General features: G+C 72.3%; 23 protein-coding genes. 9 read left to right on the top strand and 14 right to left on the bottom strand.

Annotation, left to right across the window (positions count from 1 at the left end; translation table 11 throughout):
• Positions 1-87 precede the first annotated feature (87 nt).
• Positions 88-1,374 carry an HNH endonuclease signature motif containing protein gene (locus tag FB467_RS03035; protein WP_141783786.1) on the bottom strand — a complete coding sequence of 429 codons (1,287 nt, stop codon included), beginning with the start codon at positions 1,372-1,374 and terminating at the stop codon, positions 88-90.
• Positions 1,375-1,522: 148 nt separating this feature from the next.
• Here FB467_RS03035 and FB467_RS03030 point away from each other — a divergent pair, with 148 nt between their 5' ends.
• Positions 1,523-2,740 (top strand): DUF2252 domain-containing protein, encoded by a 1,218-nt coding sequence (locus tag FB467_RS03030; RefSeq protein ID WP_141783785.1) that lies wholly within the window; start codon positions 1,523-1,525, stop codon positions 2,738-2,740.
• 30 nt (positions 2,741-2,770) lie between these two features.
• Here FB467_RS03030 and FB467_RS03025 read toward each other — a convergent pair whose 3' ends face one another.
• Positions 2,771-3,499, bottom strand: coding sequence for an alpha/beta fold hydrolase (locus FB467_RS03025; RefSeq protein WP_228393343.1), 729 nt, complete (start codon positions 3,497-3,499; stop codon positions 2,771-2,773).
• 71 nt (positions 3,500-3,570) lie between these two features.
• Here FB467_RS03025 and FB467_RS03020 point away from each other — a divergent pair, with 71 nt between their 5' ends.
• The gene (locus FB467_RS03020; RefSeq protein WP_141783784.1) at positions 3,571-4,533 is read left to right on the top strand and encodes a helix-turn-helix transcriptional regulator; all 963 of its coding nucleotides are present in this window, start codon (positions 3,571-3,573) and stop codon (positions 4,531-4,533) included.
• Between the two features lie 19 nt (positions 4,534-4,552).
• Here the strand turns inward: FB467_RS03020 and FB467_RS03015 are convergent, their stop codons facing one another.
• Positions 4,553-5,581, bottom strand: coding sequence for a YeiH family protein (locus FB467_RS03015; RefSeq protein WP_228393342.1), 1,029 nt, complete (start codon positions 5,579-5,581; stop codon positions 4,553-4,555).
• Between the two features lie 72 nt (positions 5,582-5,653).
• Between FB467_RS03015 and FB467_RS03010 the strand changes: the two genes are divergently transcribed.
• Positions 5,654-6,559, top strand: coding sequence for a LysR family transcriptional regulator (locus tag FB467_RS03010; RefSeq protein ID WP_141783782.1), 906 nt, complete (start codon positions 5,654-5,656; stop codon positions 6,557-6,559).
• Positions 6,560-6,563: 4 nt separating this feature from the next.
• Here the strand turns inward: FB467_RS03010 and FB467_RS03005 are convergent, their stop codons facing one another.
• Both FB467_RS03005 and helR read right to left on the bottom strand, forming a co-directional pair.
• Positions 6,564-7,616, bottom strand: a complete 1,053-nt coding sequence (locus FB467_RS03005) for a zinc-binding dehydrogenase (RefSeq protein ID WP_141783781.1) — start codon at positions 7,614-7,616, stop codon at positions 6,564-6,566.
• A 113-nt stretch (positions 7,617-7,729) separates the two neighbouring features.
• Positions 7,730-9,892, bottom strand: a complete 2,163-nt coding sequence (gene helR / locus FB467_RS03000) for an RNA polymerase recycling motor ATPase HelR (RefSeq protein ID WP_141783780.1) — start codon at positions 9,890-9,892, stop codon at positions 7,730-7,732.
• Between the two features lie 184 nt (positions 9,893-10,076).
• Between helR and FB467_RS02995 the strand changes: the two genes are divergently transcribed.
• Both FB467_RS02995 and FB467_RS02990 read left to right on the top strand, forming a co-directional pair.
• On the top strand, positions 10,077-10,826 hold the full coding sequence (locus FB467_RS02995) for a CPBP family glutamic-type intramembrane protease (RefSeq protein ID WP_141783779.1): 750 nt from the start codon (positions 10,077-10,079) through the stop codon (positions 10,824-10,826).
• Positions 10,827-10,987: 161 nt separating this feature from the next.
• Positions 10,988-11,191 carry a cold-shock protein gene (locus FB467_RS02990; protein WP_114927294.1) on the top strand — a complete coding sequence of 68 codons (204 nt, stop codon included), beginning with the start codon at positions 10,988-10,990 and terminating at the stop codon, positions 11,189-11,191.
• Between the two features lie 80 nt (positions 11,192-11,271).
• Here the strand turns inward: FB467_RS02990 and FB467_RS02985 are convergent, their stop codons facing one another.
• Positions 11,272-11,790 (bottom strand): GrpB family protein, encoded by a 519-nt coding sequence (locus tag FB467_RS02985; RefSeq protein WP_141783778.1) that lies wholly within the window; start codon positions 11,788-11,790, stop codon positions 11,272-11,274.
• Between the two features lie 148 nt (positions 11,791-11,938).
• On the opposite strand from FB467_RS02985, the gene FB467_RS02980 reads away from it, so the two are divergent.
• Positions 11,939-12,151, top strand: a complete 213-nt coding sequence (locus FB467_RS02980) for a hypothetical protein (RefSeq protein ID WP_141783777.1) — start codon at positions 11,939-11,941, stop codon at positions 12,149-12,151.
• Between the two features lie 426 nt (positions 12,152-12,577).
• Here the strand turns inward: FB467_RS02980 and FB467_RS18885 are convergent, their stop codons facing one another.
• Entirely contained in the window at positions 12,578-13,177 is a 600-nt protein-coding gene (locus tag FB467_RS18885) for an addiction module antidote protein (RefSeq protein WP_228393399.1), read from the bottom strand.
• 58 nt (positions 13,178-13,235) lie between these two features.
• On the opposite strand from FB467_RS18885, the gene FB467_RS02965 reads away from it, so the two are divergent.
• Positions 13,236-13,430 carry a hypothetical protein gene (locus FB467_RS02965; RefSeq protein ID WP_141783776.1) on the top strand — a complete coding sequence of 65 codons (195 nt, stop codon included), beginning with the start codon at positions 13,236-13,238 and terminating at the stop codon, positions 13,428-13,430.
• A gap of 80 nt (positions 13,431-13,510) precedes the next feature.
• Here FB467_RS02965 and FB467_RS02960 read toward each other — a convergent pair whose 3' ends face one another.
• Both FB467_RS02960 and FB467_RS02955 read right to left on the bottom strand, forming a co-directional pair.
• Positions 13,511-14,713 carry an ATP-binding protein gene (locus tag FB467_RS02960; RefSeq protein ID WP_141783775.1) on the bottom strand — a complete coding sequence of 401 codons (1,203 nt, stop codon included), beginning with the start codon at positions 14,711-14,713 and terminating at the stop codon, positions 13,511-13,513.
• A 69-nt stretch (positions 14,714-14,782) separates the two neighbouring features.
• Positions 14,783-15,577, bottom strand: a complete 795-nt coding sequence (locus tag FB467_RS02955) for an alpha/beta hydrolase (protein WP_141783774.1) — start codon at positions 15,575-15,577, stop codon at positions 14,783-14,785.
• Between the two features lie 74 nt (positions 15,578-15,651).
• Between FB467_RS02955 and FB467_RS02950 the strand changes: the two genes are divergently transcribed.
• Positions 15,652-15,882: a putative acetyltransferase gene (locus FB467_RS02950; protein ID WP_141783773.1), complete on the top strand. Its 231-nt coding sequence runs from the start codon at positions 15,652-15,654 to the stop codon at positions 15,880-15,882.
• A gap of 79 nt (positions 15,883-15,961) precedes the next feature.
• The gene (locus tag FB467_RS02945) at positions 15,962-16,711 is read left to right on the top strand and encodes a Rossmann-like and DUF2520 domain-containing protein (RefSeq protein WP_141783772.1); all 750 of its coding nucleotides are present in this window, start codon (positions 15,962-15,964) and stop codon (positions 16,709-16,711) included.
• A 42-nt stretch (positions 16,712-16,753) separates the two neighbouring features.
• Here FB467_RS02945 and argS read toward each other — a convergent pair whose 3' ends face one another.
• Genes argS through ddaH form a run of 5 tightly spaced genes read right to left on the bottom strand, consistent with a single transcriptional unit; the run spans position 16,754 to position 21,636 of the window.
• The gene (gene argS / locus FB467_RS02940) at positions 16,754-18,484 is read right to left on the bottom strand and encodes an arginine--tRNA ligase (RefSeq protein ID WP_141783771.1); all 1,731 of its coding nucleotides are present in this window, start codon (positions 18,482-18,484) and stop codon (positions 16,754-16,756) included.
• Between the two features lie 28 nt (positions 18,485-18,512).
• Positions 18,513-18,839 (bottom strand): rhodanese-like domain-containing protein, encoded by a 327-nt coding sequence (locus tag FB467_RS02935; RefSeq protein WP_141783770.1) that lies wholly within the window; start codon positions 18,837-18,839, stop codon positions 18,513-18,515.
• Between the two features lie 22 nt (positions 18,840-18,861).
• Positions 18,862-19,722 carry an Fpg/Nei family DNA glycosylase gene (locus FB467_RS02930; protein ID WP_141783769.1) on the bottom strand — a complete coding sequence of 287 codons (861 nt, stop codon included), beginning with the start codon at positions 19,720-19,722 and terminating at the stop codon, positions 18,862-18,864.
• Positions 19,715-20,785: an App1 family protein phosphatidate phosphatase gene (locus tag FB467_RS02925; RefSeq protein WP_141783768.1), complete on the bottom strand. Its 1,071-nt coding sequence runs from the start codon at positions 20,783-20,785 to the stop codon at positions 19,715-19,717. Before FB467_RS02925 ends, FB467_RS02930 begins: the two co-directional genes overlap by 8 nt.
• A gap of 50 nt (positions 20,786-20,835) precedes the next feature.
• A complete protein-coding gene (gene ddaH, locus FB467_RS02920) occupies positions 20,836-21,636 on the bottom strand; it encodes a dimethylargininase (RefSeq protein WP_141783767.1) in 801 nt (266 codons plus the stop codon).
• Positions 21,637-21,641 lie beyond the last annotated feature (5 nt).

The raw sequence follows: 21,641 nt of genomic DNA, 5'->3' as shown, positions 1-21,641 counted from the left end.
CGGCGTGACCCCTCCCCGCGTAGCCACGAACGGCCCAGGACACACGCCGACGGCCCGGCTGGTGCAGCCGGGTCCGGGGCGGGGTCGTCACACGTGCCAGGTCACACCGGTCTCGTCGATCGTCGCCGTCAGATCCTTCTGGTGCACGATCGTGTGGTGCCGCCCGCACAGGAGGGCGAGGTTGAGCAGGTAGGTCTTGCCGCCCCGGGACCACCAGACCACGTGGTGCGCATCGCACCACTCCGGTGGCACGGTGCACCCCGGGAATGTGCAGTGCCCGTCCCGCGCATAGAGAGCCAGGAGCTGCTTCTCCGTGGCATACCGGGTCGGTTGCACCGTCTCCAGCAGCACGCCGCCCTTGCCGAGGATCATCGGCACCAGGTCGGCCTCACAGGCCAGCTTGCGCACCACGGTCGGCGGCACCACGTCGCCGCCCAGGGTCACCCCGGGCTGGTCCAGCACCATGCCCTGCAGGTCGGCGAGGGACACCGTCAACAGCACCTTGGCCTTGGCCGTGCCCGGGGTCCCCTGGGGTGCCCCGACCCCGCGGCCCAACACGGTGACCAGCGCGTCATAGCGCCGCTGCGTCGGCGTCCGCGGGTCCGGACCCATCGCATCGGGGGCCGGGGCGGCCAACGGCGAGGTCAGCACCTGCCGGAAGAACGCGGCACCCTCGGGCTCGCAGGTCACGACGAACCGGGTCAGCGTCCCGTCCGCCAGGGACGACTCGTGCACCCCGCGCAGCTCCCGCACCGACCCCTCCCGGGCCGCCACCTCCCGCTCCGGCAGGGCCGCCGACACCAACCGGTCCGCCACCCGGCGCAGGTCCCGGTCGGTGAACTCGACCCGCGAGACCGCCCCCAGGATGATCTCGACGTCGCCCGCGTAGGTCTCCTCGTCACAGGCCGGCCGCACCCGCTCCAGCGCGCGCAACCCCTTCGCCGCCCGGCGGACCGGCAACCTCCCCTGCGCCACCGCCTCCCGGAAGGACTGGTGGGCGGGGTCCTTCAGCGCCCGGGTCACCGCAACGAGGTCGGAGACGTCCGCGGGCGCGAGCCAGGGGCACTGCCCGGACACCCAGTCGTGGAGGGAGAGCCCCACCTCGTCGGGCAGCCCCCGCTCGGCAGCCTCGCGGACCACCGACAGCAGCAGCCGCTCCTGGGTCAGTCGCATGTCCTGCAACACCCCCAGGTGGCCGACCAGCTCGCCCTGGACGTCCCGGGTCAGGAACTCGGCGGCCTGCTGCGCCCGGTCCAGTGCCTGCCCCGCCTGCCCCAGCGCGGCACCGACCCCCGACCCGGGCGTCTCCAGCACGGCGAGCCCACCCGCCGGCCCACTCCCGCCGATCACGTCCCCGACCCCACCGTCGATCATATGTCCACTGTAGGCCCCGGCACCGACAGAGCTGCTGACCAGCACCGACGCGCATCCCAGGCGTGAGGACTCCGCGCCACGCCGGCAGCCATCGACCCGGGCCACCAGCCGGGAGTAGTTTGACCTCACCCCCACGCGAGGAGGACCGATGCCGCATACGGCCGCTCCCCTGTTGACCGAGTCCCAGGCGCGTGGCAGGGCCCTGCGCCGCACCGTCCCGCGCTCCGGCCAGGCCCGGCTCGCGGTGGACGACCGTGACCCGGTGGAGATCCTGGAGCAGCAGAATGCCGACCGGTTGCCCGACCTCGTGCCGGTGCGGATGGGTCGGATGCTGCAGTCCCCGTTCGCGTTCTTCCGCGGGACGGCGGCGCTCATGGCACACGACCTGTCGACCAACGCCCGCTGCGGCACCCACATCGTGGCCTGCGGCGACGCCCACATCTCCAACTTCGGCCTGTTCGCCAGCCCGGAACGCAGGGTGCTGTTCGACCTCAACGACTTCGACGAGGCCTCGCTCGCGCCGTGGGAATGGGACGTCAAGCGCCTCGCGACCAGCGTCGTGGTGGGGGGCCGGGACAACGGCCTGACCGAGGAGCAGTGCCGCGAGGCGGCCGTGAGCGCCGTGCGCGGTTACCGCCGTGCGCTGCGGCGGCTGCACACCCGGACGGCGCTGGAGCGCTACTACTTCCGGGTAGAGACCGACTGGCTGGAGCAGGTGGCCACGTCCGAGGCGCAGAAGCTGATCCGCACGTCGGTCAAGAAGGCCCGCAAGCGCACCTCCGACCAGGTCCTGCGCAAGCTCGCGGTCAAGGACGCGGACGGCACGCTGCGGATCCAGGACCAGCCACCGGCCGCCCAGCACGTCGACCACGGCGCGCAGGTCGACGTGGGCAGGCTGTTCGAGGCCTACCGCTCGACACTGCGCTCCGACACCTCGTTGCTGGTCTCGCAGTTCACCCTGCGCGACTACGTGCTGCGGGTGGTCGGGGTCGGGTCGGTCGGCACCCGCTGCTACGTCCTGCTCCTGGAGGGCCCGTCCCACGAGCCGCTGTTCCTGCAGGCCAAGGAGGCCCCGCCGTCGGTGCTCGAGACCTACGGCGGGATCCCGTGGGCGCCGCCGGCCGGGTTCGCGTCGGCGGGCAACGGGCGGGAGGGCCACCGCGTCGTGGGGACCCAACGGGTCCTGCAGGCGCAGTCCGACCCGTTCCTGGGCTGGATCACCGGGTATGCCGGGGACCGGGCCGACCGGTTCGACGAGGCGGTCGCGACGTGGGCGACCGCGTATGCCGACCAGGCCGAGCGCGACTACACCGCCCTGGAGCAGGCGGTCCGGTCCGGACGGGTCCCGGCCGAGTCCGGCGTGTGACCGGGCGCGGCGGGTGACCTGACCCGGGCCTCAGTTGGCCACGTCCGCCAGGATCCGGGCCAGCTCGGCGGGCCTGGTGAACATCGGCCAGTGGCCCGAGTCGATGTCGACGAATTCCACGGACGTCGCGCTGGCCAGCTCCGGCACGTCACCCGCGTCGATCCACGCCCGGGCGTCCGCGGGAGAGAACTCGGGGCACACCAGCACGACCGGTATGCCGTGGCGCCGGTCGTCCGACAACCGGACCGTGCCCCGACTGACCCCTTCGGGCACGGGGACCGCCGCGGCGGCGAGCCGGTCCCGGGCGGCCTGGTCCAGGTCGGCGGAGTCGGGCCCCTCGAACGGCTCCCAGCCCGGGAACGCCATCGCCCCGTCGACGACCGGGAAGAAGTCGGCATACGCCTCGCCGTCGGCGGACGGGAACCCCCCGATCAGGACGACGCCGGCGACCTGTTCCGGCCGGCGGTCGGCCGCGATCCAGGCGAGGGTGCACGCGGCCGAGTGGCCCACCACCCAGGGTCTGCCCCCGGCGGCTGCGACGGCGTCGACGGCCGACAGCACCGCGGAGACCTGGTCCTCCAGGGTGGCCCGCACCGCCCCGTCCCCCTGACCCGGCAGGGTCACCGGGATGCCCCGGCAGCCGTGCTCGGCCAGGGCCGGCACCACCTGGTCCCAGGCTGTGCCGTCCAGCCACAACCCACCCACAAGGATCAGATCCATCGCGTTCTCCGTCCGTCTCGTCGTGCTGCGCTCGGTCACGACCACCACGCTAGGACCCTTTCCGGATGTTCTGCTTCCGGTTTGTCCTGGTCCGACCTATCGTGGGTCGGGTGCCTGCCGAGACCAGCCCCACGGCCCGGGCGTTGAAGACCCTGGAGATCCTGCAGCGACGGCCGGGCACCACGGCCACCGAGCTCGGCCAGCGCCTCGGCGTGACGGAGCGGGCCGCGCGCCGCTATGTCGCCATCCTGCGCGAGGCCGGCATCCCGGTGGAGTCCAGCCGCGGACCGCACGGCGGGTTCCGACTCGGGCGCGGCACCCGCCTGCCACCCGTGGTGTTCACCCAGGAGGAGGCGCTGGGCCTGGTGATGGCGGTGCTGGACGGCCGGCCGTCGGCCACCGACGGGGAGGACCTCATCGGCACCGCCCTGGGCAAGGTGATCCGGGCGCTGCCGGACCGCGTCGGGCACCAGGCGGTCGCCCTCTGGACCCACGCCTCGGCGGCGCCGGATCGGCATACCTCCCGCCCGGACCCGGCCACCACCAGCGCCCTCGTCGCCGCCGTGGCCGCCCGCCGGGGCATCGTGGTCGACTACCGGAGCGCCTCGGGCAGCAGCTGGCAGGCGGAGGTCGACCCGTGGGCGGTGGTGGTGCGGTTCGGGCGGTGGTACCTGCTGTGCCACTCCCACCGCGCGGACGCGGTCCGGACCTACCGGGTGGACCGCATCGAGCGGGTCCAGGAGACGGGCCGTAGCTTCGCGCCGCCGCCGGACCTGGACCCGGTCGCCTCCCTGGAGGCGAACCTCGCGACCGGCTGGCCGCTGGAGACCCGGGTCCGCTTCCTCGCACCGTATGCCGAGGTGGCCCCCTGGATCCGTCCGCCGATGGGCGTCCTGGAGGAGGTGCCCGAGGGGTGCCTGCTCACCGGCAGCACCAACAACCCGGCGATGTATGCGCAGGAGTGGCTCGCGCAGGTGCCCTACCCGTTCCGCGTCGAGGGCGGAGCAGAGCTGCGGGCGGCGGTAGCCGCCGTGGCGGGCCGGTTCGCGGCCGCCCTCGGGGAGGATCGCTGAGCCTGCGAGCGGGCGCGGCTCAGGAGACCCAGAGCATCCCGGTCGTGGCCACCGTGGCCACCAGGGTCGTCGACAGCGCCCCGAGCAGGATCGGCCGCACCCCGGCCCGCCGGAAGGCCGCGAGCGAGACCCCCAGCCCGAGCGCGAACATGGCGGCCGACAGGAGGATGACCTGCGCCGTCTTCGCGACATCGAAGGCGACGTCGGGCAGCGGCACAAAGGTCCGCACGCAGGCCGCCAGGATGAACCCGGCCACGAACAGCGGCACGAGCGGAGGGCGCGCCGCCCCGGCCACCGGGGCACCCGCGGTCCGGCGCCGCTCCACCAGCCCGAGGACCAGGATGACGGGCGCCAGCATCAGCACCCGCGCCAGCTTGACCACGACGGCCACGGCGAGCGCACCCCCACCGATGATGCCGCCGGCCGCCACCACCTGGGCCACCTCGTGGATCGCCCCGCCGGCGATCAGGCCCTGCACCTCCGGCGCCAGGCCGGTGAGGGCCAGCACGGCGGGGGCCAGGCCGATCATCGCGGTGCCGAAGACGACCACGAGGCCGATCGCGTTCGCGACCTCCTCGTCCTCCCGCTCGATCGTGCCCTCCACCGCGGCCACCGCGGCCGCGCCGCAGATCGAGAAGCCGGCGGCGATCAGGACGGACTGGGCCCGCCCCACCCCCACGAGCCTGCCCAGGACGACGGTGCCGACCAGGCCGAGCGTGACGACGGCGACGACCACGAGCAGCACCGGCCAGCCGAGACCGAAGATGTCGTCCAGCGCCAGGCTGAGCCCGAGCAGCACGATGCCCAGCCGGAGCAGTCGCTTGGCCGAGACCGCGATCCCCGGTCGCAGGGTCTCCGGCAGGCGGACCACGTTGGCCGTGACGATCCCGAGCAGGATCGCCACCAGCAGGGCGCTGACCGCTGGCAGCAGCTGCTGCACGCCCAGCGCGAGCAGCGCCGCGAACAGGCAGAAGGCGATCCCGGGGAGCACCGAGGTCGGGGCGGTCGTGGGGCGGGCAGTAGGGGCGGAGGAGGAAGAACGGGGCACGGGGACCATCAGACAACTCCGCGCGCCCGGGCGCTAGCCCCCGATCCCGCATCACTGCCATATCCTCAGGAGATGCCCCGCACGGAACCGCCGCAGTATGTCGTGTTGCAGCTCCTCGTGGCGCTGCAGGACCGCGGCAGCATCGGCACCGCCGCCGATGCCGTCGGGATGACCCAACCCAACGCCAGTCGGGCGCTGCGCCGGTACGAGCGTCGGTGCGGGGTGCCGCTACTGGTCCGCTCCCCCAAGGGCACCCGGCTGACCCCCGAGGGCGACCTCGTCGTGGCGTGGGCGCGGGACGTCATCTCCTCGACCGAGCGGCTGGTCGCCGGCACCGACGCGCTGTCCGGGACGCTGCGGGGCCGGCTCCGCGTCGCGGCGAGCCAGACCGTGGCCGAGTACCTCGTGCCGGGTTGGCTGGCCGACTACCGCCAGTCACCCGGCGCCGTCGAGGTCGAGTTGACCGTGGCGAACTCGGTCCAGGTCTCCGCCGCGGTGCTCGACGGGTCGGCGGACCTGGGCTTCATCGAGTCGGCGACGCTCACCAAGGGACTCCGGGCCAGACAGGTCGGCACCGACCGGCTCGTCGTCGTGGTCACCCCGGCCCACCGGTGGGCCCGGCTGCGCGACCCGTTGCCGGCTGCCGAGCTCGCGGCCACCCCGCTCGTGGTCCGCGAGCCGGGCTCGGGCACCCGGGACGCCCTCGAGCAGGTGTGTCACGGGGCAGGACTGACCGTAGTCGAGCCCGCCCAGTCGCTGGCGAGCAACGCCGCCGTCCGGGTCGCCGCCATGGCCGGCGTCGCCCCGGCCGCGCTGTCCGAGCACGCGGTCCGCGAGGCCGTCGACACCGGGCGGTTGGTCCGCGTCGAGGTCGACGGCCTCGACCTGGCCCGCGCGCTCCGGGCCGTCTGGCGGGGCGGGGCCGCGCCGTTGCCCGCGGCCCGGGAGCTGGTCCGCTGCGCGGCCGGAGCGCGCTGACCGGTCAGCCGGCGCTGAGCACGACCTTCAGCGCCCGGTGCTCGGCGGCGTTGCCGAAGACGTCATAGGCCTCCATGATCTGGTCGAGCGGGAAGCGGTGGGTGGCGAACCGCTCCGGGGCGATCTCGCCGTTCTGGATGCCGGCGAGCAGCTCGGGGATCGTGGTGCCGCTCACCAGGCCGGTACGCAGCGTGATGTTCTGGATCCACAGGTCCTGGATGGGCAGCTCCACCGGGGCGCCGTGCACCCCGACGTTGGCGACCGTGCCGCCGGGGCGGATCGCCGCCCAGCAGGTGTCCAGGGTCTCGGGGATCCCGACCGCCTCCACCGCGACGTGGACCCCGAGCCCGTCCGGGCTCATCTCCTTCAGCTGCGCGGCGACGTCACCGGACCCGGCCCGGATGGTATCCGTGGCGCCGAACGTGCGGGCGGCCTCCAGGCGGAACTCGTCCCCGTCGACCGCGATGATCCGGGAGGCGCCCTTCATCCCTGCGGTCATGATCGCGGCCAGCCCGATCGGACCGGCGCCGATGACCGCGACGGTGTCGCCCTCACCGACGTCGCCGTTGAGGACGCCCAGCTCGAAGCCGGTCGGCAGGATGTCGGTGAGGAAAAGCACCTGCTCGTCGCTCAGCCCCTCGGGCACCTTGACCAGGCTGGTCCCGGCGAACGGGACGCGAGCGAACTCCGCCTGTAGCCCGTCGATGAGGTGCCCGAAGATCCAGCCGACACCACCCACGCTCTGGCAGTGGGCCGGCATACCGTCGGTGCAGTAGCTGCACTCCCCGCAGTTGGTGACCGCCGGGACGATCACCCGGTCGCCGACGGCGACCCCGCTGACCTCCGGCCCGACCTCGGTGACGGTCCCGACCGCCTCGTGGCCCAGGATCCGGCCATCGGTGACCGCCGGCACGTCGCCCTTCAGGATGTGCAGGTCGGTGCCGCAGATCGTGGTGGTGTCGATCCGCACGATGGCGTCCGTGGCGTCCTGGATGACGGGGTCCGGCACCTCCTCCCAGGCCTTGTCGCCGGGTCCGTGGAAGACGAGTGCCTTCATGGTGTGACTCCTGTTGTCTCGGGTTGGAGCGCCCTGTGCCTCCACCACCCACGCTCGCCGACCCGGCGCGTGGGGACTAGGGGCGAAGGTCCCGGACCCGGTGGTCCTCGGCCTCATCCGCTCGTCAGGATGACCAGCTGCTGGGTGGCCCGCGTCATCGCCACGTAGCGGTCGACCGCGCCCTCGACCGGGTCACCGGACCCGCGGCCGAAGGACTCCGGGTCGACCAGGACGACGAGGTCGAACTCCAGGCCCTTGACCAGGTCCGGCGTCAACGACCGGACCCGGGGCCGTTCCGCCACCTGGGGGTCGCCGACGACGCAGGCGATGCCCTCGGGGTGGATGGTCGCCCACTCCCGCAGGGCCTCCTCCAGGTCGCGGTGGGCACCGTGACGGACCGGTATGCCGCTGCGCCGCACCGAGGTCGGGACGTTTGCGTCCGGCAGCACGGCGCGGATGACCGGCTCGGCCTCCTCCATGACCTCCTCCGGTGTGCGGTAGTTGATGCCGAGGGTGGCAATCCGCACCCGGTCCAGACCGACCTGCGCCAACCGTTCCTGCCAGGTCTGGGCGAAGCCGTGCCGGGCCTGGGCACGGTCCCCGACGATGGTGAGGCTGCCGGACGGGCACCGCCGCAACACCATCTGCCACTCGGCGTCGGTCAGCTCCTGGGCCTCGTCGACGACGACGTGGGCGAAGGGCCCGGCGAGCCGGTCCGGGTCGACGTCCCGGACCACGTCGTCATCGTCCAACGCGTCCTGCAGGTCCGGCCGGCGCAACATCGACATGACGGCCATCTCGGAGTCGTCGGTGGCGACGAGGTGGTCGATGACGTCCTGCCGCCGGGCCCGCTCGGCCGCGCGCGCCGCTGCCCGCTGGCGCCGACGCCGTGCCGCCTGCGGGTCTCCCAGCCGGTCGCGGGCCGCGTCCAGCAGGGGTAGGTCGGCGACCGTCCACGCCTGTGGTTCCTCCCGGTGCAACAGGCCGGCCTCCCCGGCGCTCAACCAGGGAGCGCACCGGCGCAGGTAGGCGGGCACCGACCAGAGGTCGCCCACCAGGTCGGCCGGCTCGATCAGCGGCCAGGCACGGGCGAGTGCCTCGCGGAGTTCGGGGTCCCGCAGCAGGGCCTCCCGCTCGTCCGGGGACTCGCCCACCAGCTCGGCGAGCTCTTCCAGGATCTGGTCGTGCGCCTCGTTGTGCGGTGTCCCCGGGTCGACAGCGTCGAACGCCGTGGCCCAGTCGGAGGCGCTGACGTAGAGGTCCGCCTCACCGGCGGAGACGGTCGTCCCCCGGGTCGGCGGCTCCTCGGAGAAGCGGACCGCCGCCTCGATCGCGCCGACCATCCGACCGGTCGCCTTCAGCGCCGCCACATCCGGGTCCGCCTCGACCCCCGCGGCGGCGCCCTCCGCGACCAGGTCGCGCACCGTGCAGGTCTGCACCCCCTCCTCGCCCAGGCTCGGGAGCACGTCGGAGACGTAGGCGAGGTAGGGCTCGTGCGGGCCCACGAAGAGCACCCCGCCGCGGCGATCGCCCAGTCGCGGGTCGGCATACAGCAGGTATGCCGTCCGGTGCAGGGCCACGACCGTCTTGCCCGTGCCGGGGCCCCCGTCGACCACGAGCGCGCCGCGCGAGCCGGCCCGGATGATCGCGTCCTGGTCGGCGGCGATGGTGCCCAGCACGTCCCGCATCCGCGCGGTCCTGCTGCCGCCGAGGCTGGCGATGAAGGCGGACTGGTCATCGAGTGCCGCGTGGTGCTCCAGGCCCTCCTCGGTGAACACCTCGTCCCAGTAGTCGCTGACGCGCCCCCCGGTCCACCGGTAGCGGCGACGACTGACCAGCCCCATCGGGTTGCCGTGGGTCGCGCCGAAGAACGGCTCGGCCGCGGGCGTGCGCCAGTCGATCATCAGCCGGCGACCGTCCTCGTCGGTGAGCCCGAGCCGCCCGACGTAGACCGGCTCGGCATCCCCCTCCCCGACCATGCGCCCCAGGCACAGGTCCAGCCCGAACCGCAGCAGGGTCCGGCGCCGGGCGGTGAGGCGGTGCACCTCCTGGTCGCGCTCCAGCGCGGTCTGCCCCGAGCCGGCGGGTGCCAGCCGTGCGGCGTCGAGCCGGTCGGACAGGTCGGCGACGGTGTGCTCCAGGCTCCGCGCGATCGCGGCGAAATGGGCCTCGTCCCCGGCGATCAGCGCAGGGTCGGCCTTGGCCGCCAGGTGGTCCGGCAGGTCGAAGACCCTCCCGGCGCGGCCCGGCGTGGTCCTCGTTGGCGTGCTCTTCACGGTGTGCTCCACTCCCCCTTCGGTCGTCACAGCCGACGATTGTCCGGGCTCCAGGGGGTCTTGCCGCAAGCCCCCGGGTGCGCTATAACGTTGAAGTGGAAGGGAGCGGTCCTCCCTTCCTTTTTTGTGGCCGGGCGTCCTCGTCCGCAGGCGCTACCCAGGTTGGTGATGCACAGTGGTCGTGATGACCCACGCGACCCCGGGGACCGCGACCCCGGCGACGGAACCGACGACCCGGTTCGCACCCGCCGCCACGATCACCGTGGTGCTCGGCCTGGTCGGGATCAACCTGGCCAACCACCTGCTGGGCTGGGACTCGCTGTGGCTGGGCCCCGTCGGCGCCGTGGCGCTCATCCTCTTCGCCCGTGCCTCCGGACTCACCTGGCACCAACTCGGGCTGGCCCGACGCACCCATGCCGCCGGGCTCCGCTGGGGCGGGATCGTCATCGCGCTCGTGACCGTCATCTACCTGATCGGGGTGCTCCTGCCCGGCACCCGGACGGCCTTCCTCGACGTGCGCTACCACCTGCCACCGGCGGGCATCCTGCTCACCGCCTTCGTGGTCATCCCGCTCGGCACCGTGCTGCTGGAGGAGGTCGCGTTCCGCTCGGTGCTGTGGGGGATGCTGTCCCGGCACGCGCGGATGTGGCAGGTCCTCCTCGGATCCTCGCTGCTCTTCGGGCTGTGGCACGTGCTCCCCGCGGCGGCCTCGGCCACCGGCAACGCCTCTGTCGGAGCGGCCTTCGAGGCCCTGGGCGGCCACGCCAAGGTGGCGCTGATCGCCGCCACCGTGCTGTTCACCGCCGCCGGGGGCCTGATCGCCGGCGAGCTCCGACGGCGCAGCGGCAGCGTCATCGCCAGCATCGGCATGCACTGGGCGACCAACGGGCTCGGAGTGCTCTTCGGCGGGCTGGCCTGGAGCCTCGCGGTCTGAAACCGGTGCCGGGCCGTGCTAGCGTTGACCGGGACTCAGCCGTATCAGTGTTCCTGTTGGTATCCGCGCCCTGGTGGCCGGGCCCCCGTGAAGACGCGCTCGGTAGTCCGGAGGCGCCGCAGACGTGGGCCCCGAAAACGATCAAAGGATAGGCAACACCAGTGGCTACAGGCACCGTGAAGTGGTTCAACTCCGAGAAGGGCTTCGGTTTCATCGAGCAGGACGGCGGGGGCGCTGACGTCTTCGTCCACTACTCGGCCATCGACAGCTCCGGCTACCGCGAGCTCCAGGAGGGCCAGAAGGTCGAGTTCGACGTGACCCAGGGCCAGAAGGGCCCGCAGGCCGAGAAGGTCCGCCCCCTCTGAGCTGACCCCACCGACACACACGAAGGGCCCCGCGCACGATGCGGGGCCCTTCGTCTGTCCTCGGTCAGGGGCCAGAGCCGCTAGGTCGGTCGTGCGCGGAGGAGAAGCCGATGCACCGTTTCTGTCTTGGCTTGCGTGTAGTCGTTCCAGTTGGATGTCCCCGCCTCGGCGGCTCGCTTGGTCCGTAGGTACTCGGCACGGGCGTCCGCGTCCGTGCGCAGCAGGTCTCGAAACGCGATCCGACGACCCCACTGTCTGCTGTCGGTCTCCACGACGTGGATGACACATACCCGCCGGCCGGACTCCCGCCGGGTCAGCCACGAATGCCCGTCGCGCTGCCCCTCCAGGATGAACCTTCCGTCGACCAGGCTGTCGCTGACACATCGGATCTGGCCAGGCGCCACGCCGACCAGAATGTCGACGACATCCTTGGACGGCAGATCTGGCACGGCCGTTGAGCCGATGTGTTCGATGTTGACCCCCGCCCCGACAAGCTCACGCAGTTCTGAGGCCAAGCCCCGGAATCGCTGGGCCCATGCGGCCGGACGGCTCTGGACAAGTTCCACCATCTCGGAATCCACGTGGCAATGACCGTCCATGCGGATAACGTACCTGGACGGGGCTCTCCAGCCGGAGGATTGCAGAGGCTCTAGGCGGATGTTTGCAGGATGCTAGGCGGACTTCTGCAGAGCTGTTGCGGTATGGGGTAATCGCCGACCGGCTGGGTATGAAGCGGTCGGTCCTTACGTGGCGTCCGACCCTGCCGGCGACGTCTCGTTTCACGAGCTGCTGGTGTCCCTGGCGGGCTGCCCTCGGCTCACCCAGATGCACGAGACCCTGATCACAGAGACCCGCCTGTGCATCCACGCGCTGTCCGACTTCTACCGCTCCGGTGAGGCCGTCGGGTCGACGAGCGACAGTCCATCGCCCAGCCCCTGGTTGACCGGGATCCGGTCCTGACCGGCCAACTGCTGTATGTGCCCACCCAGGATCTTCGTAGGCCTGACCAGACCGACGTCACCAGGCCTGTGCCCAGCACCGGCTCAGTGCCCGCCCCACAGGGCGGCGCCGGGTTCCGAGCGGTGACGGGCGCCTGACCGGGCTTACCACTCTCGTCATAGCCGGCACCGCGGCCCTTGGCTGGGTGCGGCTGGGGTGGGTGAGGGCCTCATCGTCCTGGCGCTGGCCGTGGTGCTCCTGCGGTACAGCGCGACCTGGGCGCTGAGATCACACGCCCTGATCGGTGTGGTCTGCGGTCTGGTGTTCCTGAGGATGGACCATCCTCCCCTACCGCTGGTCGTCGATGCGATGGGCGTCATAGCGCAGCGAGTGACGCTCGCGCAATGGCCGCCATGGGGGACGTCGCTGCTGGAGACTGCGCGGCCCTTACGCGATGGCTTCGAAGTGCAGCCGAAGACCGAGTGCGTGTGCGACTTTCACGACTGTTGCAAGCGTGGGATTGCCGTCTGCGGAGAGTGCCTTGTACAGACCTTCCCGGCTCATCCCGGCCTGTCGTGCGATCTCGCTCAAGTTGCGGGAGCGAGCGATGGCACCGAGCGCTGCCGCGATGACCTTGGGGTCGTCCTCGGCGTTCTCGAGGACTGCTTCTAGGTAGGCGGCCACGTCGTCGAACGTGTTGAGGTAGTCCGCACTGTCGAACGGGGCAAACGTCTCGTTGGTCATGATCGGCTCTTTCTCCATTCGGCGGCGATCAGGTGGGCCTTGCGGATGTCCGCATCCTGGGTGGACTTCTCGCCGCCGGTCAGCAGCAGGACGACCTGGTCGCGGTGGTGCAGGTAGTAGATGCGATAGCCCCGGGCCGTAGTTGATCCTCAGCTCGGAGACGCCCTGTCCGACGGGCTTGACGTCGCCAGGGTTGCCTGCCGCGAGGCGGTTGATCCGGATCAGCACTCGCGCGGCCGCACGCTGGTCCCTCAGCTTGGTCAGCCATCGGTCGAATGTCGCTGACCGGATGACCTCCACCACATGTTAACTGTAGTTGACACAAGCTGCGCGACGCAAGGCCACCGAGACCACTGAAGGCATGCCGCTGCTCGTCCCGCGCGACGTGCGCCATCCCCGCCACCAGCGACCACTCATCTGCCGCTGGTCGCTCTCTTGGGACGCTGGTGAGACCGCCGAGTCGGAGCCGGACGAGGAGCGCAAGGCCGCGGCCTACCTCGGCGACGCGGGTCGCGACCTCGCCGTGGAGGTCGGGGCGACCGTGATCAACCGATAGATAGGGGTGTGAGCGGTCGGTCTCGTCTCAAAGTCCTCAGCTGGAGTCTCAAAATCGCTCGGCGTTGACAGCGACGGCTATCACGCCGTGCTGCGCAGATACCTCCCGAAGTGCGGCACGGTGAACGCGATCCGGCCGCGCTCGCCGGAGTAGATCAGGCCCTTCTTGAGCAACGCGTCCCGGGCCGGTGACAGCGACTGCGGCTTGCGGCCCAGGTGGGTGGCGACGTCGGCAGTGGCGACCGACTCGGTCTCCTCCAGCCCCGCCTCGGACGCCTGGGCCCCGAGGTCGGCCATCGCCTGGAGGTACTCCCGCTCCCCCGGGGTCGCCCGCTCGTAGCGACTGCCGAAGAAGCCGACGGCCAGCTCGGCCTCGGCCTCGGGGGCGGCGACGGCGACGTCCTCCGCGGTGATCGGGCTGCGCGGCGCCAGGTCCCAGACCGCCTTGCCGTAGGCCTGGATGAAGTACGGGTAGCCGCCGGTCGCGACATACATCGCCTCCAGCGCGGGCCCGTCGAACTGGGCGTCCTCGTCCTGGGCGGGCACCTGGAGGGCCGCCTCGGCCGCGGAACGGTCCAACCGGTCGATCCGGTTGTAGCGGAACAGCCGCTCGGAGTAGGACTTGCTCGCCGAGAGCACGGCCGGCAGGTGGGGCAGCCCGGCGCCGACGACGATGACCGGCAGCGCCGACTGGCTGAGCTCGTGACAGGCCGCGCAGATGGCCGAGATGTCCTCGGGCCCGATGTCCTGCATCTCGTCGATGAAGATCGCCACGCCCTTGCCGACGTCCGCCGCCAGCCCCCCGACGTCGGTGAGCAACTCGACCAGGTCGATCTCGATGTCGCCGGAGTCGGCGCGACCGGCGATCGCCGGCGCGTCGATGCCAGGGTTCCACCGGTCCCGCAGCTTGGCACCCGGCTGCTCGCGCTGCGCGAACGCCTTGATCACACCCAGGACGTGGTCGAGCTCCTCACCGCGCGGGTGGCTCAGCTCGCGCACCGCCATGTGTAGGGCCGCGGCGATCGGCCGGCGCAGCGCCTGGTCCGGGCGGGCCTCGAGCTTGCCGGTCCCCCAGCGGGCGCGCACCGCCGTGGAACGCAGCGCGTTGAGCAGCACGGTCTTGCCGACACCTCGCAGGCCGGTGAGCACCATGGAGCGCTCCGGCCGGCCGCGGGCGATCCGTTCCAGCACGACACGGAAGCGCTCGAGCTCCTCGTCACGGCCGGCGAGCTCGGGCGGCCGCTGTCCGGCACCGGGGGCGTAGGGGTTCCTGATCGGGTCCACGATGGGACTGTATGCGGTTATCTAGGGTTTCCCTGATAGATCCGGATAATCTGTGATCGGCGTGTCGGATCAGCCCTGCGCCAGCTCCCCGAGGAAGGCCATCCCCTCCGGCCAGTGCCCCTCGAAGTAGACCCGGTCGTGCTCGCCCGCATCCAGCACCGCGACCGCGTCGGGCAGCTCGTCCGCGAGCGCCTGGTTGGTCTCGGCGAAGCTGTCAGAGGCGCCGCAGGCCAGCCAGACCGGGACCTGCCGGAGCGCGTCGACGCGGCGGAACAGGTCGTGCTCGGCGAAGTCGGCCTCGTCGTCGAAGGATCCGGTCGACTCGCCGATCGAAAAGAAGATCGCGGCACTGACCGCCGCAACGCCCAGCACCCGTGCCGGCGGCAGCTGCGTGGCCAGCAGCAGGGCGCCGTACCCGCCCATCGAGAAGCCGGTCAGGCCGACCCGGTCGACGGGGGCACCGGCCTCCTCGAGGGCCGGCAGCAGGTCCTCCAGCACCATGGCGCCGGTGTCGGTCCCATCGGCCCGCGCGTGCCAGTAGGTGTCTCCCCCGTCGACCGCCGCCACGGCGATCCCGTGCTGCTCGGCGACCTGGGCCGCCAGTGGCGGGTCGAAGAAGAAGTCGGAGTCGCCGCCGTAGCCGTGCAGCGCGATCACGGTGGCGGTCGCCTGCTCGGGGACCGCCAGCCGCCACCGCGGCGTCTGCCCCGGCCAGTGGTCCGTGTCCAACCGCCCCTCCTGCACCGGAAGGCCCGACTCGGGTGTCCCGCAACCGGACAACGAGGACACCCCGGCCGCGCCGGCGAGCGTGAGGAGGCCGCCGCGCAGCACGGTGCGTCGTGAGACGGCCAGGTCGACGGGCATGGCAGCACGCTACGCGGAAATGCTCCCGATCGGGAGATCTAACGGTTTCTAGCGAATGTGCCAGAATCATCGATATGGCGAGAGAGTGGCTGACCGACGTGCCCGTGGGGACCCGTGTCGTGGTGCGCTACCTGATCGAGGGCGGGGAGCGGGCCACGGACGCCCTCGGGGAGCTGACGGGGCGGGACGAGGAGCACCTGGTGGTCGACACGCGGCGGGCCGGGCCGGTGCGGATCGCGCTGGCGGGCGTGGTCGCGGCCAAGCCGGTCCCGCCCGCGCCCCCGCCACGACGCCGTCGACCCTGACGCCACGACACGCCGACCCTCGGACCCCAGCCACGGCGCCGCCGGACGAAGCGCGAGCCGCGCCTGCCATCCTGGGCGCATGGACTCCGCCGCCGCCCTGGGACGCATAGCCATCATCGGTGCCGGGCGGATGGGCACCGCGCTCGCGGGCGCCTTCCGGGAGGCCGGGTTGGAGGTCACCGGTCCGCTGGGTCGGGGGGCCGACGGGGCCGGGTCCGAGGTCGTGCTGCTGAGCGTCCCGGACCGGGCGATCGCCGAGGCGGCCGCTGTGGTGCCCCCCAGGCCGGGACTGCTCGTGGGGCACTGCTCGGGCGCCACCACGCTGGCGCCGCTCGCCGGGCACGAGGGGTTCTCGCTGCACCCGCTGATGACCGCGCCGCGATCCGGGGCCCGGTTCACCGGCGCGACGGCCGCGGTGGACGGCAGCACTCCGCGCGCGCTGGAGGCTGCCACCGCGCTCGCGACCTCGGTCGGGATGCGCCCCGTGCAGGTGCAGGAGGAGGACCGCGCCGCCTACCACGCCTCCGCGGCCGTCGCCTCCAACTTCCTGACCACGGTCCTGGACCTGGCGGAGGCGCTGGCCGGCTCCGCGGGGGTGGAACGGGAGCGGCTGCGCCCGATCGTGCAGGCCGCGGTGGACAACTGGTCCCGCGACGGCGGGGCGGAGGCGCTCACCGGACCGGTCGCCCGCGGGGACGATGCCACCGTCGCCCGGCACAGGGAGGCGGTCGCCCGGCGGCGACCGGAGGACCTGGAGCTGTTCGACGCGCTGGTGGCCGCGACGCGCCGCCTGGCGAACCGGCTCGACCAGGGCCCTTCGAGCGTGTGAAGGGCTCGTGACCGGGTTCGTGACGAGCTCGTGCCCGCTCGGTCACATCCGTTCGGGCGCCTCGATCCCGAGCAGGTCCAGCCCCTGCACCAGCACGTCCAGGGTGAGACCGGCCAGCGCCAGCCGGGAGGCCCGCGTCGCGGCGTCCGGGGCCTGGAGCACCGGGCACTGCTCGTAGAACCCCGAGAAGTCCTGGGCCACCTCAAAGAGGAAGCCGCACAGTCGGTGCGGCTCGAGCTCGCGGCCGACCGACTCGACCACCTCGCCGAACTCGAGCAACCGCAGGCCCAGGGCCCGTTCGGCCGGCTCCGCCAACCGGATCGCCGCTCCGGAGGCCCCGTCCACCGCGCCCCGGCGCAGGATCGAGCGGATCCGGGCGGCGGCATACTGCAGGTAGGGACCGGTATTGCCGGTGAGCGCAGTCATCCGGTCCAGGTCGAAGACGTACTCGGAGTCGTGCGCGACGGACAGGTCGGCATACTTCACCGCGCCGATCCCGACCTGCGGGGCGATCGTGGCGCGGACGTCCTCGTCCAGGTCGGGCCGGGACGCGTCGATCACCCGGCGGGCGGTGGCGACCGCCTCCTCCAGTAGCGCCATCAGCCGCAGCGGGGTGCCGGAGCGGGTGCGCAGGATCTTGCGGTCGGGGCCGAGCACGTTGCCGATCTGCACGTGCACGACCTCGACGTCCTCCGGGAGCCACCCGGCCAGCCGCGCGGTCTGCCAGCACATCTGCAGGTGCAGCGACTGCGGGGCACCGATCACATAAAGGATCCGGTCCGCCCCCAGGGTCTGCACCCGGTGCTTGACGGTGGCCAGGTCGGTGGTGGCGTAGCCGTAGCCGCCGTCGGACTTGCGGATGATCAGCGGGACCGGCTTGCCCTCCCGACCGGTGTAGCCGTCGAGGAAGACGCACAGCGCCCCGTTGTCGACGGTCGCCAGCCCCTTCTCCTCCAGCTCGGCGCAGATCCCCTCGAGCTGGTCGTTGTATGTCGACTCGCCCGCCAGGTGCTCGTCGGCCAGCGTGACGTCGAGCAGGGCGTAGATTCGGTTGAAGTAGTGGCGGGACAGCTCCACCAGCGACTCCCACAGGCGCAGCGTCTCCGGCTCGCCCGCCTGCAACTGCACCACCCGGGCGCGGGACCGGGTGGCGAACTCCTCGTCGCCGTCGAACCGCTCGCGGGCCGCCTGGTAGAAGGCATTCGGGTCCGTCTCCAGCAGTCCCGCCTCGGCGGAGTCCGGCCCGACGTCGGTCAGGTGCTCCAGCAGCATCCCGAAGGGCGTGCCCCAGTCACCGATGTGGTTCTGCCGGACCACCTCGTGCCCGAGGTGCTCCAGCGTCCGGGCCAGCGCGTCCCCGACGACGGTGGTGCGCAGGTGCCCGACGTGCATCTCCTTGGCCACGTTCGGCGCGGAGTAGTCGATCGGGATGACCTGCCGCTGCTCGGTCGGCACCCCGAGGCGATCGTCCGCGGCCACCGCTGCGACCAGGCCCTCCAACCAGCCGTCGGCGAAGGTCAGGTTGATGAACCCCGGTCCGCTGATCTCGATCCCGCTGCACTGCTCGGCCAGGTCCAGCGCCTCGACGATCCGGGCCGCCACGTCCCGCGGGGGGGCGCCGACCTTCTTGGCCAGGGCCAGCGGCGCGTTGCACTGGACGTCGGCGAACTGGCTGGGTCGCAGCACCGGGTCCGCCCCGGCGAACTCCGGACCGAGCGCCCGCTCGATGGCGGACGAGACGAGGGGGGCCAGGGCGGCGAGCGGGGAGGTCACGCCCGGAAGCCTAACCGCCCCGGAGGGCTCAGATGACGGTCGGCTCCCCGCCGGAGTCGGCGACCATCTTCTTCTCCGCCCCGCCCCAGGCGCGCATGCCGCCCTCGACGTTGACCACGTCGAATCCCTGCTGCACGAGCCACTGCACGGTGCGCAGGGAGCGTCCGCCGCTGCGGCAGATGACCGGGAGCGGCTCCTCCTCCGGCAGCTCACCGAGCCGTGACGGGACGTCACCCATCGGGATGTGGACGGCGCCGGGGGCGTGCCCCGCCTGCCACTCGTCGTCCTCGCGGACGTCGAGCACGACGGCGTCGTCGGGGATGTCCTGGACCGAGATCGTGGGAACCTCACTCATCCCGTCATGGTGTCATGCCCGCTCAGCGCAGCAGCCGCGACATCCGGCGGTCGGCGAGGACCTTGCCCCCGGTCTGGCAGGTGGGGCAGTACTGCAAGGCGGTGTCGGCGAAGCTGACCTCGCGGACCGTGTCACCGCACACCGGGCACTCCTGGCCGGCCCGGCCGTGCACCGCCATGCCGGCCCGTTTGGCGTCCTTGAGCTCGGCGGCCGGTTTGCCCGCGGCGACCGCGACGGCATCGGTGAGCACCGTCCGGAGTGCGGCATACAGGGTGTCCACCTGTTCTCCGGTGAGGGCTGCGGCGAGGGTGTATGGCGAGAGCCGGGCCGCGTGCAGGATCTCGTCGGAGTAGGCGTTGCCGATGCCGGCGAGGACCTGCTGGTCGCGCAGCAGCCCCTTGATCTGGGTGCGCCGCCCGTCCAGGATCGCCCCGAAGGCGTCCCGGTCGAAGTCGGCGGCCAACGGGTCGGGCCCAAGCGTGGCGATGCCGGGGACGGCCGCGGGATCGTTGACCACGTAGGCGGCCAGGCCCTTGCGGGTGCCGGCCTCGGTCAGGTCGAAGCCGGACCCGTCGTCCAACCGGACCCGCAGCGCGATCGGCGACTTCCCGGGCCGCACCCGGGTCTGCGGGATCGCCTCGGACCAGCGCAGCCAGCCGGCCCGGGCCAGATGGAAGACCAGGTGGGTGCCGTCGACGTCGAGGTCGATGAACTTGCCGTGCCGGGCGGCCCCGTCGACCGGGCGGCCGACCAGCGCGTCCGGCGGCGGGTCGAAGGTCTTGAGCACGGCGATCGAGCCGAGTTCGACGTCGGTGACGACGCGGCCGGTGAGTCGTTCGCCCAGGAAGTCGACGAGCGCCTGGACCTCGGGCAGCTCAGGCACGGTCCACCATCTGGCGGGCGCGGTGGATCAGCCGGTGCAACTGGTAGCCGTCGGGGGCGCGCAGCATCGGCACGTTGTGCCGCTGCCCGAGCAGTTCGTCGGTCGCGATCGGCAGGCCGTGCGAGAGCACCTGCTGGGTCGGGGTGAGCTGTCGGATCGCGACGACCTCGACGGCCTCGGGGTGCTGCTCGGCGAAGGTGCCGTAGATGGCCGGGTCGTGTTGCCCGTCGTCCCCGATCAGGATCCAGCGGGTCCCGGGGAAGTCACGCAGCAGCCGGTGCAACTGGTCCGTCTTGTGCTGCTGCCCGCTGCGGAACCAGCCGGTGTTGGTGGGCCCCCAGTCGGTGAGCAGCAGCGGCCCGGCAGGGAAGTCGTGGCGCTTGAGGAAGCGGGCCAGCGTCGGGGCGGTGTTCCACGCGCCGGTGGACAGGTAGAAGACCGGGGAGCCGGGCTTCTCCGCCAGCAGCGAGCGCATCAGGGCCGCCATCCCCGGCACCACCTCGCGCGCCTGCTCGGAGCGCATGAAGGTGTTCCACGCGGCGATCAGGATGCGCGGCAGGTGGGTGATCATCACCGTGTCGTCGATGTCGCTGACCACGCCGCGCTCGACCCCGGCCTCGACCACGAGCACGGGCGCGGTGACCACCGCCCCGTGACCGGCCGCCATGGTGACCTCGTGCCAGCCGGGCGCCAGGCCGTGGCCGGTCACCACCGTGTCGACGTAGCCGCCGCGGTCGGTCAGCACCTCGACCCGGGCCCCGCCCAGCTCGATGGTGACCGGGGCGGACAGGGCGGGAGCGGTGACGAAGGCCCGCCACCCCCGCAGGGTGAGCCTCTCGGCGTAGAGTTGCTCGGCCTTGCTGGCCGCCACCGAGGCGATGGCGTCCTCGGGGTGCTCGTGCCGGGACAGCACGACCCTGGCCAGCACCCGGACCTGCTCGGCGGTGCCGTAGCTGGTGTAGCCGATGAGCCGTTCGGTCCATCCGCGGCGCCGCAGCAGGGCCTCGATCCGGGTGTTCACGACGTTTTCCATCACCGCGGCGATGTGCGGACGACCGGCCATGACCAGAACTGTAGTTGCCAGGACCGACGCGGCGCGCGGGATACGGCCGGTCAGTCGGTGTCGTGCAGCCGCACCGACAGGCAGGTCACGCAGCCCTCGAGCTTGACGAACTCCCCGATCGGCACGGCGACCACCTCCCACCCGCGGTCGCGGAACAGTTGGGCGGACTGCGGCGCCTGGTCGGACATCAGCACGGTCTGCCCGCCGAGGACCACCACGTGGGCGCCCTCCGGCTCGGGCACCGCCAGGAACGAGGGCCACGCGGCCGGGTCGTCCACCAGCGGCTCGTAGCCGACCACGGTGCCGTCCGGCAACGCGGTGACCTGGCTCTTCAGGTGCAGCGTCTTGCGGATCTGCACCGGCACGACGGTGCGTCCCACGGTGGCCAGGTGGTGGGCCAGCGCCTGCGCCCCCGCCTCCGTGGTGCGTCCCCCGACCCCGACGTATGCCGTGTCCCCCACCTTGAGCACGTCCCCGCCGTCCAGGGCGATCGTGCCCTCGACCGGGGCGTCGGTCAGGTCGACGACGGTGAGCCCGGCCGCCACCGCCGCGGCCCGCGCACCGTCGGTCTCCGGCTGCCGCGAGGGGGCGCCGGGGGCGGTGACCACGGCGAGGTCACCGGCCACCACCATGGCGTCCTCGACGAAGACCGAGTCCGGGCAATCGGGCGCGGGGTCGACCTCCACCGTGGTGTAGCCGGCCGCGCGGAGCGCGTCGACGTAGCCCTGCCACTGGGTCAGCGCGAGGTCGGGATCGACGTCGTCGCTGCGCTCGATGTGGGTGACCAGCCCCTCGGACAGCCGGGGGCTGGGGCGCCGCACGAAGGCCGCGGGACGCGCGGGGGTCGTCACGCCGG

The organism is Ornithinicoccus hortensis, from assembly GCF_006716185.1.
In the GTDB taxonomy this organism is placed as follows: Bacteria; Actinomycetota; Actinomycetes; order Actinomycetales; family Dermatophilaceae; genus Ornithinicoccus; species Ornithinicoccus hortensis.
This window is presented reverse-complemented; position numbering and strand designations above follow the sequence as displayed.

Coding starts and splice junctions, on each gene's coding strand:
- FB467_RS03030 (WP_141783785.1), top strand. CDS start 1,523: ATGCCGCATACGGCCGCTCCCCTGTTGACCGAGTCCCAGGCGCGTGGC.
- FB467_RS02995 (WP_141783779.1), top strand. CDS start 10,077: ATGACCCACGCGACCCCGGGGACCGCGACCCCGGCGACGGAACCGACG.
- FB467_RS02935 (WP_141783770.1), bottom strand. CDS start 18,839: ATGAGTGAGGTTCCCACGATCTCGGTCCAGGACATCCCCGACGACGCC.
- FB467_RS02925 (WP_141783768.1), bottom strand. CDS start 20,785: ATGGCCGGTCGTCCGCACATCGCCGCGGTGATGGAAAACGTCGTGAAC.
- FB467_RS02950 (WP_141783773.1), top strand. CDS start 15,652: ATGGCGAGAGAGTGGCTGACCGACGTGCCCGTGGGGACCCGTGTCGTG.
- FB467_RS02985 (WP_141783778.1), bottom strand. CDS start 11,790: ATGGACGGTCATTGCCACGTGGATTCCGAGATGGTGGAACTTGTCCAG.
- FB467_RS02955 (WP_141783774.1), bottom strand. CDS start 15,577: ATGCCCGTCGACCTGGCCGTCTCACGACGCACCGTGCTGCGCGGCGGC.
- FB467_RS03035 (WP_141783786.1), bottom strand. CDS start 1,374: ATGATCGACGGTGGGGTCGGGGACGTGATCGGCGGGAGTGGGCCGGCG.
- FB467_RS02945 (WP_141783772.1), top strand. CDS start 15,962: ATGGACTCCGCCGCCGCCCTGGGACGCATAGCCATCATCGGTGCCGGG.
- FB467_RS03010 (WP_141783782.1), top strand. CDS start 5,654: ATGCCCCGCACGGAACCGCCGCAGTATGTCGTGTTGCAGCTCCTCGTG.
- FB467_RS03005 (WP_141783781.1), bottom strand. CDS start 7,616: ATGAAGGCACTCGTCTTCCACGGACCCGGCGACAAGGCCTGGGAGGAG.
- FB467_RS02965 (WP_141783776.1), top strand. CDS start 13,236: ATGCCGCTGCTCGTCCCGCGCGACGTGCGCCATCCCCGCCACCAGCGA.